At 64.5% G+C, this 13,485-nt stretch carries 11 protein-coding genes and 1 pseudogene; 8 read left to right on the forward strand and 4 right to left on the reverse strand.

The features are described from left to right. Nucleotides 1-63 precede the first annotated feature (63 nt). Nucleotides 64-1,041, forward strand: a complete 978-nt coding sequence (locus tag BFF94_RS32805; protein ID WP_219140273.1) for a quinone oxidoreductase family protein — start codon at nt 64-66, stop codon at nt 1,039-1,041. Nucleotides 1,042-1,065: 24 nt separating this feature from the next. Beyond that, nucleotides 1,066-1,218 carry a DUF1427 family protein gene (locus tag BFF94_RS32810; RefSeq protein WP_128848329.1) on the forward strand — a complete coding sequence of 51 codons (153 nt, stop codon included), beginning with the start codon at nt 1,066-1,068 and terminating at the stop codon, nt 1,216-1,218. Between the two features lie 21 nt (nt 1,219-1,239). Here the strand turns inward: BFF94_RS32810 and BFF94_RS32815 are convergent, their stop codons facing one another. Together BFF94_RS32815 and BFF94_RS32820 are read right to left on the reverse strand one after the other, a co-directional pair. Beyond that, a complete protein-coding gene (locus BFF94_RS32815) occupies nt 1,240-2,268 on the reverse strand; it encodes a transporter (protein WP_162285578.1) in 1,029 nt (342 codons plus the stop codon). 202 nt (nt 2,269-2,470) lie between these two features. Beyond that, complete coding sequence (locus BFF94_RS32820; RefSeq protein ID WP_219140274.1) at nt 2,471-3,439, reverse strand: phage tail protein; 969 nt, start codon at nt 3,437-3,439, stop codon at nt 2,471-2,473. A 121-nt stretch (nt 3,440-3,560) separates the two neighbouring features. Here BFF94_RS32820 and BFF94_RS32825 point away from each other — a divergent pair, with 121 nt between their 5' ends. From BFF94_RS32825 to BFF94_RS32850, 6 genes and pseudogenes are all read left to right on the forward strand, one after another. Then, entirely contained in the window at nt 3,561-4,406 is an 846-nt protein-coding gene (locus tag BFF94_RS32825) for a M15 family metallopeptidase (protein ID WP_128848028.1), read from the forward strand. A 301-nt stretch (nt 4,407-4,707) separates the two neighbouring features. After that, nucleotides 4,708-8,658 carry a type VI secretion system membrane subunit TssM gene (gene tssM, locus BFF94_RS32830; RefSeq protein ID WP_219140275.1) on the forward strand — a complete coding sequence of 1,317 codons (3,951 nt, stop codon included), beginning with the start codon at nt 4,708-4,710 and terminating at the stop codon, nt 8,656-8,658. Further along, the gene (gene tagF, locus BFF94_RS32835) at nt 8,655-9,644 is read left to right on the forward strand and encodes a type VI secretion system-associated protein TagF (RefSeq protein WP_219140276.1); all 990 of its coding nucleotides are present in this window, start codon (nt 8,655-8,657) and stop codon (nt 9,642-9,644) included. Before tssM ends, tagF begins: the two co-directional genes overlap by 4 nt. 4 nt (nt 9,645-9,648) lie before the next feature. After that, nucleotides 9,649-10,608 (forward strand): OmpA family protein, encoded by a 960-nt coding sequence (locus tag BFF94_RS32840; protein ID WP_219140277.1) that lies wholly within the window; start codon nt 9,649-9,651, stop codon nt 10,606-10,608. A gap of 137 nt (nt 10,609-10,745) precedes the next feature. After that, on the forward strand, nt 10,746-11,321 hold the full coding sequence (locus BFF94_RS32845) for a DUF3592 domain-containing protein (RefSeq protein ID WP_128849531.1): 576 nt from the start codon (nt 10,746-10,748) through the stop codon (nt 11,319-11,321). Nucleotides 11,322-11,636: 315 nt separating this feature from the next. Beyond that, a pseudogene (locus BFF94_RS32850) lies at nt 11,637-11,813 on the forward strand (IS30 family transposase); the annotation flags it as partial. Nucleotides 11,814-11,897: 84 nt separating this feature from the next. On the opposite strand, the gene BFF94_RS32855 reads toward BFF94_RS32850, so the two are convergent. Together BFF94_RS32855 and BFF94_RS32860 are read right to left on the reverse strand one after the other, a co-directional pair. Then, nucleotides 11,898-12,701 (reverse strand): hypothetical protein, encoded by an 804-nt coding sequence (locus BFF94_RS32855; protein ID WP_128849534.1) that lies wholly within the window; start codon nt 12,699-12,701, stop codon nt 11,898-11,900. Between the two features lie 11 nt (nt 12,702-12,712). Beyond that, a complete protein-coding gene (locus BFF94_RS32860; RefSeq protein ID WP_219140278.1) occupies nt 12,713-13,423 on the reverse strand; it encodes a hypothetical protein in 711 nt (236 codons plus the stop codon). Nucleotides 13,424-13,485: the final 62 nt, after the last annotated feature.

The following is a 13,485-nucleotide window of genomic DNA, read 5'->3' on the forward strand; positions in this document are numbered from 1 at the left end:
TTCCATCCATTGCACGCGCCGGCCCGCCGGGCCGCGCAGCAGCCATCCGTTACGGAGATCATCATGCGCAGCATCCGCTTCGACGCCCCCGCCGCCGACATCGAGTCGCTCGACGCGCGCGTCCGGGAAATCGACCCGCCCGTGCCGGCCGACGGCCAGATGCTGATCGAGGTGCGCGCGGCCGGCGTGAACCCGAGCGACGTGAAGGCCGCGCTCGGCCGCATGCCGCATGCGGTGTGGCCGCGCACGCCCGGGCGCGACTGGGCCGGCATCGTGCGCAGCGGCCCGGACGGCTGGATCGGCGCGCCCGTGTGGGGCTCGGGCGGCGATCTCGGCGTCGGGCGCGACGGCTCGCACGCGGAATGGCTCGTGCTCGACGCGGCACGGGTGCGCCGCAAGCCGGCCGTGCTGACGCTCGACGAAGCGGCGGGCGTCGGCGTGCCGTTCGTCACCGCGTACGAGGGCTTGCGCCGGGCCGGCATGCCGACGGCCGACGACGTCGTGCTCGTGTTCGGCGCGAACGGCAAGGTCGGCCAGGCCGCGATCCAGCTCGCGAGCGCGCGCGGCGCGCGCGTGATCGGCGTCGAGCGCGGCCCCGGCGGCTATCGCGGCCACGCATCGGGCGACGTGCGCATGATCGACGCATCGAACGAAACGGTTGCCGACGCGGTGCGCGCGGCGACCGGCGGCCACGGCGCGGACATCGTCTACAACACGGTCGGCAGCCCGTATTTCGAAGCCGCGAACGCATCGATGGCGATCGGCGCGCGGCAAATCTTCATCTCGACGATCGAGCGCAGCGTGCCGTTCGACATCTTCGCGTTCTATCGCGGCCAGCACACGTACGTAGGTGTCGATTCGCTGCAGCTAGGCGACGCCGCGGTCGCACAGATCCTCGACGCGCTCGCACCCGGCTTCGGCAACGGCACGTTGCGCCCGTTCCCGATCGGCGACGACCATATCTACCCGCTCGACCGCGCGCACGACGCGTATCGCGCGGTGCTGGCCGGTGCGCGCGAGCGCGTCATCCTCAAGCCCTGACGCCGGACCAGACGGGAGACCGCCATGACGGATTACGTGACCTCGCTCGCGGCGGGCCTCGGCGTCGGCGTGCTGTATGCGCTGCTGCACGTGCGCTCGCCGGCGCCGCCGCTCGTCGCGCTTGTCGGCCTGCTCGGGATGGTGATCGGCGAGCGCGCGATCGCGCTGCTGCGTTGATGCGCTGATGCGGCGCCTGCGCTAGCGGTCGTCGCGCCGGCGGAACGCCCACCATGCGGCGAGCGCCGTGAAACCCGCGACGAGCAGCACCATCAGCCAGAAGCCGTGCTTGTTCTCCGAGAACGGCACGCCGCCGACGTTCATCCCGAAGAAACCGGCGACGATGTTGATCGGCAGCGCGATCACGGTCACAAGCGTCAGCGTGAACAGCGTCCGGTTGTTCTGCTCGTCGAGACGCGAACCGATCTCTTCCTGCAGCAGCTTGATCCGCTCGTTGAGCCCCGACAGATCGGCGAGCACCAGCGAGAACTCTTCGGTCGATTCGCGCAGCTCCTGCACGTCTTCGATGTGCAGCCATGCGGGCGGCTTCGCGAGCAGCCGGAAGATCGACCCGGGCTCGGGCGCAAGCATGCGCTGCAGGCGCGTCAGCGTGCGGCGCATCGCGCCAAGCTCGATGCGGCTCGACGTGAGCCGCTGCGACAGGAAGCGATCCTCGATGCGGTCGACGTCGATGCTCGTGCGCCGCATGATCTGGATCAGCAGATCGGCCTGGTCGCGCAGCAGGTGCACGAGCAGCTCCGCGGGCGACCGGAACTGCTCGCCGTCTCGCACGCACGCGCGCAGCGTATCGACCGAGCGCAGCGGCTTGAGCCGCGCGGTGACCATGATGCGCCGCTCGACGTGGACGAACAGCGTCGCGATCTCGGACGGCGTCAGCTCGAGGTTGAACATCACGTCGTTGACGATCGCGCGCAACGCGCCGTCTTCCTGCTCGATGCGCGTCGAGCGCGAACCTTCGTGGAGGAATTCGAAGAAGCTGTCGGGCAGCTCGAGATGCGTGCGCATCCAGCGCTCGCTCGCGCCGTGCGCGAGATTGAAGTGCAGCCAGACGAAATCGCCCGGCGTCGTCGCATCGTGCGCGCGGCACGTGCGCAGCCACGCGGCAGCCGCGTCGGCATCGAGCATCGCGCCCGATCCGCCCGGAACGAAGCGGAATCCGCACACCATGCCGGACGTATCGGCGCCGTAAGTCTGTACGATCAGGTCCATCGTCAAAGGTCGTGCGGCGCGCGGCGCGCCGCACATCGCGGGTCGCGGGCCCGCGCCGGGAAAAGAAAGGAAACGTATGCCCGACGGGCATGACGCTCTCGTGACAGTGTCACGCGGCATCATACCGTCGCGTCCCGGCCACCAAAGCAACGCGCCGCCCAACGGGCGGCGCAAGCAAGGCATGGTGGCGTGCGGAAACGGGTTACTGACGCGTCTCCGACTGCGCGGCGTTCGGGCACGCCGGGTCCTTGCCCCAGTGGCCGTCGCAAACGCGCCAGCGGCACAGCTGATCCTCGAAGAAGCCGCGCTCCGAACACTCCTTCACGCGCGCCGCCACCGAACCGGTCGCGGCGCCCGTCTTGGTCGGTACGGCCTGCCCCTTCTGCGCGGCCAGTTTCTTGTCGGCCGGCTTCGTGCGCGCGACGAGCGCCGCGAGCAGATCCGCATCCGGATCGTCCTTCCCGGACGCCTTCGCACTCGCGGTACGGGTCGACGTCGCGTCGCGGCGCTTCTTCGCCTGCGCGAGCTCCGCCTCCTGTTCCTTGCGATGCTTGCGGGCGTCAGCCTTGGCATCGGCCTTCGTGTCGGCCTTGCCGTGCGCCGCAACCTTCGCGCTCTTCGCGGAGTCGGCCTTCGCGGCTTTCGTCGTTCCGACAGCGGCAGCCGCGGCGACTGCGGCAGCACCGGCCGTGGCAGCGCCCGCTGCGTCGTCGGCGCCACCGGCGAGCGCACGCGACAGGCGGCTGTTGTCCGCCGCGGGCGCGGACGATGCGGAAGCAACGGTCTGGGAGGCCGAATCGTCGATGACGATCGTGGCCGGTTGCACGGCGGATGCCGCATTCTGCGCGACCTGCACGGCGGCGTCGCTGGCCGGTGCGACCTTGGCCGGCGCCGTCGCTGCGGGCGCGGCCGCGGCCGTGACAGCGGCGGCCGGCTCGCCCGAATGCTGCTGCGTGCGCCACGCGCCCCAGCCGCCGACGGCAACCACCAATGCCACGACGGCCGCGATCGGCGCCTTCAGCGAACGGCGCGGCGATTCGGCCGGCGGCGTGACACGTCCTTCCAGATTCGCGAGAATGCGCGACTGCTGAGGTCCTCCGTTGCCTGCCGGTTTCGTATCCGACAGCAGGCTGGGCGGAGTTTTCGAATTTGAATTTTCCGGCGCACTCATTCAGCGTCTCATTGAATCCTGGTTTAATTCACCGCGATAATATAGCCCGGCCTCTCGAAGCAGCCTGATTCTAAGAGCAAGCATTGCAAAACACAATCAATTCCAATTTCCGGGGATTTCTTTGATTGCCGTCGCACTCGTCGCCTATTTCGCCCTTGCCGTCGCGGTTGCGGCACTGTTGCTTTTACCGGGTATCCGCGCGACCGTTTTCGAATCCGTCGCGCAGTTTCATGGCCGTCTTACGCGCCGTGCGAACGACCGCGCCACGCGTACGCGAAGTCAGATTGTTAAATCGGCAACCGCTACGCGCGGCGCTTTAAACGACGTGCAAAATTTACTGGTTCGGCGGCGCTTGATGATTATGGTGTCGGCAGGTATTCTTGCGACGCCGCCATTGGTCGCCATTGCGTTACGCGGCCGGCAATTGTTCCAGTACGACGACACGGCGCGCGTGCCCGACGAGAAGATCGCCGCGCTGCTGCAGGGCGAACAGCTCGTGCCGCCCCCGCCGCTGCCGCCGGAAGTCTTCGCCACCAAGGAAGTCGAACAGGTGCGCCCGGCGCTGAAGGATGCGAGCCGCGACTGGAACCTGCTGGACCCGGATTTCCGGACGCGTTTGCTGCTGGTCTACAAGATCATGCACGAACAATATGGTTATGAAATGGCGTTGCTGGAAGGTTACCGGAGCCCGGAACGGCAGAACCGGCTGGCACAGATGGGCGGCAACGTGACCAACGCGGCAGCCTTCCAGAGTTATCACCAATTCGGGCTGGCGGCCGACAACGCATTCCTGCGCGACGGCAAGCTGGTCATTTCCGAGAAAGATCCGTGGGCGATGCGCGGCTACCAGTTGTACGGCCAGGTCGCCGAGCAGGTCGGCCTGACCTGGGGGGGCCGATGGAAAATGATGGATCTCGGGCACGTGGAATACCATAAACCCGGTTTTAAACTGGGACGCGGCAGCTAGCCATGGCTGCCGGACAGGAAATAATGAGGGCGGCATGGGGCTTTTTAATATCCCGGCAGGAAACGATATGGGCGGCGCAAAAAATCGAGCATTCCGGTGCGCGATTTTTTCCGGCCGCCGCTTCCGTTTTAAATCTCACAGCGTCCTTTCATTAATGCGCGCGCCTTCTCCGATGCCGCGGGCGCATTGATGCCTGCCCCCTTCATCCCGTTTGACAGCGTGGCGACACATCGCGGCGCCACCCTTGCCGCTCGGCGCGCCTGCGTCGCCTCACCGAATCGCACCGGAACCTGAACGTCCTATGCAACGCATCCTCAACGTGCTGACTCATCCGCGTACGCTCTCGATCGTCGGGATCGTCGCGCTAGCGGCAATCCTCTTCATCGTCGCCGACATGCTGCAGTTGCCGCTCCTGTGGGCGGCGATCGCCTTCGCGACGATCCTCGCGCTGTGGCTCGTCGTCGCGCTGTGGCGCCGCTGGCGCGTGAAGCGCGCGAACCAGCAGCTCGGCCAGGTGCTGGAAGAGCAGGCGGAAACCGGCAAGATCACCGCGCCCGCCGCCGCCGCGCTCGCGCCCGACTCGAAGACCGCCGACCTCGACGTGCTGCGCACGCGCCTGTCGGATGCGGTGAAGACGATCAAGACGTCGAAGATCGGCCAGGTATCGGGCGGCTCCGCGCTGTACGAACTGCCGTGGTACATCGTGATCGGCAACCCGGCCGCGGGCAAGAGCAGCGCCGTGCTCAATTCCGGCCTGCAATTCCCGTTCGCGGACAAGAACAGCGCCGTGATCCACGGCATCGGCGGTACGCGTAACTGCGACTGGTTCTTCACGACCGAAGGGATCCTGCTCGACACGGCCGGCCGCTATTCGGTGCACGAGGAAGACCGCAGCGAGTGGCTCGGCTTCCTCGGCCTGCTCAAGCGCTATCGCCCGAAGGCGCCGATCAACGGCATCATCGTCACCGCGAGCATCGCCGAACTCACCGGCAACCGCCCCGAATTCGCGATCAACCTCGCGAAAAACCTCCGTCAGCGCGTTCAGGAGCTGACGGAAAAGCTCGAGGTGTTCGCGCCGGTCTACGTGATGTTCACGAAGGCCGACCTGATCACCGGCTTCACCGAATTCTTCAGCAGCAGCGACAAGCACGAGTACGACCGCGTGTGGGGCGCCACCCTGCCCTACGAGCCCGACGAGAAGCGCGACGTCGTCGCGCAGTTCGACGAGCGTTTCGAAGAGCTTTACGAAGGGCTGAAGGAGATCAGCGTCGCGCAGCTTTCGCTGTCGCGCGGCAACCAGCTGTCGCCGGGCCAGTTGAGCTTCCCGCTCGAATTCTCGACGATCAAGCCGTCGCTGCGCGCGTTCCTCGCGACGCTGTTCGAGAACAACCCGTTCCAGTACAAGCCGATCTTCCGCGGCTTCTACTTCACCAGCGCGCTGCAGGAAGGCGAAACCAACAGCGCCGCCGCGCACCGCATCGCGCACCGCTTCGGCCTCGACGCGGACGCGCTGCCGAAGCCGCACAGCGCGTTCTCGAAGAACGGCTTCTTCCTGCGCGACCTGTTCTCGAAGGTGATCTTCGCGGACCGCCAGACGGTGCGCCAGTTCGCCAGCCCGACCAAGACGCGGCTGCGCTACGCGACCTTCTTCGGCTTCGTCGCGGCGCTCGCGCTCGCGCTGGGCGGCTGGACCTGGTCGACGATCGGCAACCAGCAGCTCGTGTCGAACGTGCAGGCCGACCTCGACAACGTCACGCGCCTCCAGCAGGGGCGCAACGACCTGCAGTCGCGCCTGCAGGCGATGGACATCCTCGAAGACCGGATCGAACAGCTCGAGCAGTTCCGCCGCGACAAGCCGCTGTCGGTGTCGCTCGGCCTGTACCAGGGCGACCGTCTCGAGCAGCACCTGCTGACCGAGTACTACAACGGCGTGCGCCAGATCCTGCTGGCCCCCGTGTCGCAAAACCTCGCGTCGTTCATGAAGGACGTGAACACGCACCCCGAACAGCTCGTGCCGATGACGCGCCCGCCCGAATCGGGCGCCGTGCAGGGCGGCACGCTGCCGGTCTCGACGAACGCGGCAGGCGCCGCGCCGCAGGCCGGTGCCGCACCGGCAGCATCCGGCACCGCGCCGGCCGCCGCGCCGCAGCAGGCGGCCGCACCGCAGGGCGGGCTCTACAGCGACGCGTCGCCGACCAACGTGCAGGACGCATACAACGCGCTCAAGACGTACCTGATGCTGTCCGACAAGCGTCACGTCGAGCAGGCGCACCTGACCGACCAGCTCGCCCGCTTCTGGCGCGGCTGGCTCGAGACGAATCGCGGCAACATGCCGCGTGACGAGATGATCAAGAGCGCCGAGCGCATGATCTCGTTCTACCTGTCCCGCGTGAACGACAACGACTGGCCGATGATCGACGCGAACCTCGCGCTCGTCGACCAGACTCGCGAGAACCTGCGCCGCGTCGTACGCGGCATGCCGGCCCGCCAGCGCGTCTACGAGGAAATCAAGGCGCGCGCGTCGACCCGCTTCGCGCCGATGACCATCGCGCGCATCGTCGGCGACGGCAACCAGGGTCTCGTGGCAGGCAGCTACGCGATTCCGGGCACGTTCACGCGCGAAGCGTGGTTCGACTACGTGCAGCCGGCGATCCGCGACGCGGCGACCAAGGAACTGCAGGCGAAGGACTGGGTGCTGAACACGTCGACGCAGGACGACCTGACGCTCGAGGGCAGCCCCGAGCAGATCCAGAAGACGCTCGTCGGCATGTACAAGACCGAGTACGCGCAGCACTGGCAGAAGTTCATGCAGGGCATCGCGGTGCAGGGCTTCAGCAGCTTCGGCCAGGCCGTCGACGGGATGAACCGCCTAGGCGACCCGCAGGATTCGCCGATCCGCAAGATCCTCGAGACCGCGTACGACCAGACGTCGTGGGACAACCCGTCGCTCGCGAACGTGACGATCAAGAAGGCGCAGACGGGCGTCGTGAACTGGGTCAAGCAACTGTTCTCGCGCTCGCAGGCCGGCCAGGTGGCGGCCGCCAACATCGACATCAACGGCAATCCGGCCGAGGTGCCGATGGGTCCGATCGGCCAGGAGTTCATCGGGCTCGCGCGGATCGTCGCGACGCATGACGGCACGTCGATGCTCAAGGGCTACATGGATTCGCTGTCGAAGGTCCGTACGCGCTTCAACGTGATCAAGAACCAGGGCGACCCGGGCCCCGGCGCGCGCCAGCTGATGCAGCAGACGCTCGACGGCAACGGTTCGGAACTCGCCGATTCGCTGAAGCTCGTCGACGAGCAGATGCTGACGGGCCTCACCGATTCGCAACGCAAGTCGCTGCGTCCGCTGCTCGTGCGGCCGCTGATGCAGGCGTTCGCGGTCGTGATCCAGCCGGCCAGCGCCGAAGTCAACAAGGTGTGGAACGCGCAGGTCTACCAGCCGTTCCAGAACTCGCTCGCGACGAAGTACCCGTTCGCGGCGAACGCGAAGGTCGAGGCCGGCGCCGGCGAGATCGCGCAGGTGTTCGGTCCGGACGGTTCGATCGCGAAGTTCGTCGGCACGACGCTCGGGCCGCTCGCGGTGCGCCGCGGCGACACGCTCGCCGCCCGCACGTGGGGCGACATGGGCGTCGGGCTCACGCCGGACTTCACGAACGGCTTCGCGCGCTGGGTCGCACCGCTCGCGGGCGGCGCGGCAGGCGGCGCGGCCGCCGCGTCCGAGCCGCAGACCGTGTTCCAGATCCTGCCGCAGCCGAGCACGGGCACGACGGAATACACGATCGCGATCGACGGCCAGCAACTGCGCTACCGCAACACGCCGCCGCAGTGGACCAACTTCGTGTGGCCGAACCCGCAGGGTTCGCCGGGCGCGACGCTGTCCGCGACGACCTTCGACGGCCGCACGGTGCAGCTCGTCAACGAGCCGGGCCGCTACGGTCTCGAGAAGCTGATCAACTCGGCGCAACGCAAGCGCCGTCCGGACGGCACCTTCGACCTGACGTGGGTGCAGGGCAGCGTGAACGTGTCGGTGACGATGCGCATCATCAGCACGTCGCAACCGAGCGGCGGCGGCGGCGGCGGTGACCAGCCGCAGCAGCAAAGCCTGCGCGGCTTGCAGCTGCCGTCGTCGGTCGCCGACGCGAGCGCGGGCGCCGCGCAGAACGCGACCCAGTCCGGCACGGGCACGCCGGGCGCAGCGCCGGCCGTCGCGGCCGCCAACGCAACGAACGCACAGGGGGCGCAATGACGCAAACCGTACAGGCGCAAATCGCGTACTTCGGCAAGATTCCGTCGCGCGGCGACTTCGTAAAGAGCGCGCACAATCCGCAACTGCTGCAGACGCTCGACCGCTGGATCGCGCAGGCGCTCGAACTGCTCGCGGAAGATCCGCGCTGGAAGCTCGTCTACGAGGATGCGAAGCCGATGCATTTCGCGTTCCTCGGCTCGCGCAGCAAACTCGTGATCGCGGGCCACATGGTCGCGAGCCACGACGTGTCGATGCGCCGCTTCCCGTTCCTCGGCGCGACGGCGCTCGAGGTCGACCGGCCGCTCGCGTTCCTCGCGCGCAGCCCGCTGGCGTTCGCGCGGCTGTGGTCGCGCGTCGCCACGCAGATCCCGCCGCTGCTCGGCAAGGACGAGCCGCCCGGCGCGCTGCAGGCGCTCGGCGACACGCAAGTGCCGATCGACGTCGGCGGCCCCGGCACGTCGCATGACGGCACCTTCAACGATTTCGTCGAACACCAGTCGCTGTACGGCCTCCAGGAGATGCTGCTCGAAAGCGGTCATCCCGTGCGGCTGCGCGGCGCGATGCTCGCGCTCGGCTCGCTGTTGCGGCCGGTGATGCAGAGCGGCTCGTCGCACATCGAGCGCGGCCTCACGCTGCCGCTGCCGGTCGATCCGTTCTACCGCAGCCTCGTCGCCGCGTTCTGGCTCGAACTGATCGCGCCGTTCGTCGCGCAGGCCGATTTCGAGCTCGCGATCTTCATCGGCACGATCGCCGAGCGCGAACGGCTCATCATCGGCTTCAACGGCGCGTCGGCCAAGACGCTGCTGAGCGTTGTCGACCCGCAGACCTACGCCGCCCACAACATCGACATCGACGATCCCGAGTGGATCGACGCCCATGCGCAAAACGATCACCAGATCAGCAAGCTCGTCAGCTACCTCGACCAACCGCAACTCTCGCTGCGCGTCGCCATCGACGCGTTCCGCGAAGCGTTCATCGGAGGCTGACGGGATGCATCGCACGATTCACGCTCGGCGCGCGCGCTTCTCGCCCGCCCGCTCCACCCTCTTCGCCCTCCTCGCCGCCGGCCTCGTGGCGAGCGGCGCGGCCTTCGCGCAGAACACGGGCGCGACCGTCACGCCGGTCGGCAACGGCACGGTCGCAACGACCGCGCTGCCGTCGTCGAACACGAACGCCGGCGCCGCGGCGGCGACCGCATCCGGCACGGTGGTGCACGGCACGGCCGGCACCATCACGCCGCCGCCCGCGAACGCGGCGCCCGGCCAGGTGGTCGCCGGCGGCAAGGTGCCCGACGAGGCGACCAAGGCCGCCGTGCTGCAGAAGCTGCGCGATACCTACGGCGCGGCGAACGTCGTCGACCAGATCGAGGTCGGCGACGTCGCGACGCCGCCGAACTGGAGCGCGAACGTGCAGAAGCTGCTCGGCGCGCAGCTCAAGCAGATCAGCAAGGGGCAGTTGAAGATCAACGGCACGCAGATCGAGATGAAGGGCGAGGTGCACAACGAAGCGCAGCGCCAGCAGCTCGCGAGCGACATGGCAAACACGCTGAACCCGACGTACACGATCAAGAACGGGCTGCGCGTGTCGGCATCCGAGCAGGGCGTGCTCGATCAGACGCTCGCGAACCGGACGATCGAATTCGAGACCGGCAGCGCAACGCTCACGCCGCAGGGCAGGCTGATCCTCGACCAGATGGCGGCCGCGCTCGCGAAGATGCAGAACCGCACGGTCGACATCATCGGCCACACCGACAACTCGGGGAACCGGACGTCGAACATCGCGCTGAGCCAGGCGCGCGCGGACGCGGTGAAGGGCTACCTGATCACGAAGAGCATCCCGCCGCAGCAGATGACGACGACGGGCGTCGGGCCGGATCAGCCGATCGCGCCGAATGATACGGCGGATGGAAGGGCGAGGAATCGGCGGATCGAGTTCCGGGTGGGGCAGTAGGCGGGGATTCGGAGGCATGGCGAGCCGGGCGCACGATACCGGCAGATACATCCCGCGGATTGCGCGGGCCCCGTCAGCTCCCGCATCGGCGGTACGCCGGTCACCTCACTAACCGACTACTGAATCCAGCCATTCCAGTGACATTCGCACTGCGCTGCTTGCGATCGGCCATTCTTCTGCTTGTCGGTGCGTTCGTCCTGCTGGCGGGCGCAGTTGGCACCATCAATTCGGCCATCCTCGTTCGCGCTCGCGCGTGGCCTCATGTCCCCGCCCTCGTCGAGCAATGTGCGATGTCTCTGCGATACGGCAAATCCGACGCGACATGGGAGGCGCAGGCCGTCTTCCGCTATGGCGCGGGACAGACGCAGCACTACGATACGACGTGGCAGCCTGCCGGATCGCCGGTGTATTCGCGTTCGGCCGCATCGAACATCAGCCGCGAACAGTTCGCCGCGTTCACGAAGACTTATTGCAGTGCGGCCGCGGACGATGGCCTGCGCATTTCGCCGATGTTTCCGGGCATTGCCCGGCGCAACGAAGCGGTTGTGGGTGGAGCATGGGTACGTGAAATCGGATTCGGTCTGTTTGCCCTGGTCGCCGGGTTGATGCTGTGTGCGGGGGGTATTTCGCTGCTTCCGTGGATCGAGGATCGCAAAAAGCCCGTGGTGAATCGGAAAGCGCGGCGCGCACGGATTCGCGTCAGTGGTTCGTGATGCGGACGTGCTGACTGGTTTCGGATCTCGCTTCGTCGCGGCCAACCATGTGAGGCCGCTGACCGCCGTAGCGCGTAGCCCGGGAATCGGGCATTCACTGATCGCGTACCTGTTTCAGGTAATCCAGAAAGGTCTTCGTTCGTTGCTCCGTCAAATCGCACGCCACCATCCATGCTCGCGCAATCATCCCACCTTACTGCCCGAGAATTACCCTTTTTCCGGTTTCACGCTCTAGTTTGAGTGGCAGATAAATGTTGCGGATTCAACCCGTCGACGCAACACACTTGAAGCTGCATAGCAGCAAGGAGTGTTGCAATGAAACAGAGGCGGCGGATCTACTATACAGACAGCCAGAAGGCGTTAATGTGGGAGCGCTGGCACAAGGGCGAATCGCTGCAGATCGCTCAGTTGTTTGATCAGAACCATTCTTCGGCACAACGGATTCTGGCCGAAACGGGCCGCATACAGCCAAACCGACGCCGCAATAGCCGCACCTGCAACCCGATTCGCTTTGGAAATTGTGGCATTGCGCAGATATGAAGCTTCGCTTCAAATCATTGCAAGCAATCAGCCCACTCACGAACTCAGAATAACCTTCTTCCCGGTCTTCCTCTCAAGCATCAATGGCAAATACACTCGAAAAAAAATCGATCGCACGTAGGTATTCCCAATAATCCAGATAGACATCGGAAACCCAAGGAGCGACAAAATAATGCACAACACATGAGGGCCAACGTTCTCACCAAAAATATGATTCGCACTCAATCCAAATGCCGCAGCAAACGGCATCGAATAACCGACCACGGAAAGCAGAGACCTTTTCAGCGGATTCCGCGAAGTCAATTGATCGATATAACCACCCAGCGAATTACGAAACACCATATTCGCACCACCTTCATAATAAATCGTCTTTACAACCGAATCCTTTTCCACCGCACAACGAAAATCCGCCAAAACCTTGAATGAGTGCCACCCAATAATAGCAAAACACGCAGCAATCACAGAAACCTTCAGAATCACGGGCATCGGAATATATGATATATAGAACAACCAAACCAACGCGATCATCAACCACGGCCCCAAGGCAAACAAAGAAACTATACCCTCAACCCAGAGTCTTCGAGATTGCCGATTCTCAACATAATGAATAAACAAAACAATCGATATACAAAACTGAACAACTATTATTGATTTCCACAGAGAATCCGCCATCACACCCAACTGGGAAAATACGTAATATATGCCAGCCACAAGCAAACCAATAGCCAACTCGATCGCAGCCAGCTTTCCATGAAAATCTATCGGCGATCCGTCATCGACCGGTTCTCTGTCAATATTTGATTCCATCATCGCCAGATCAAAACCCTCAAAAATCGCCAATTAGCGAATCCTCAGGGAAGCAACATCCATTGCGACCCAGAATAATAATTCCCATAGTCATTCGGCAGCCTTTCTTCGAGTGCCTTACCCGCTCTTCGCACCATGTCATCGATTTCATCCACGATGGCCTTCGAATTATGAAGCAGCAACTTCATGAACCTCTTCCCACTAGCATCGAACAAATAATCAACAAGCAAACCGACGCCCAAAATCAAGAAAAATCCACCTATTGCCAAAGCACCAACAGTCACTCCGGTCGCTGCAGCCATAGCGACTATGCCTGCATTGACCAAGCTTATCGCCGCACCGACCAATGCCGCCTTGAATGCATCCACCAACAATATTGCGATTAAATCTCGGAAATCCTGATTTGAATCCGAAAACCAGACGATCGCATCTATGCCGGCGCCAATAAAGAATGCGATGAGTGCATTTCCGGAAAAGGACCCCTTGGCTGCATTCCACGCCGCCGCTCCCGCGGACGACAATGATCCAGCCCCGCCAGCTATCGTTGCCAGCTTGGTACCGGGCTGCACTTCCCGCGCATAGCCAACCAGTAGAAACCCTAGAGTTTTCCAATCTTCCGGAACGGTGGAGAACGCGAGCACCGTTTCACCACCACGCTCTATTAAAAAAAATGACCTTTTAAAAAAATCCCTCGCCCAAGGCTCACTTCCGTACCAAGCATCCCTGATATACGCACCGATATTCCCAGCCTGCATCAAAAATATGACGGATATATCCCGGAGCGCTCGTCTCTGACAGACAGTGAGGCAAGCGCTCC

Source organism: Burkholderia catarinensis, from assembly GCF_001883705.2.
GTDB lineage: Bacteria > Pseudomonadota > Gammaproteobacteria > Burkholderiales > Burkholderiaceae > Burkholderia > Burkholderia catarinensis.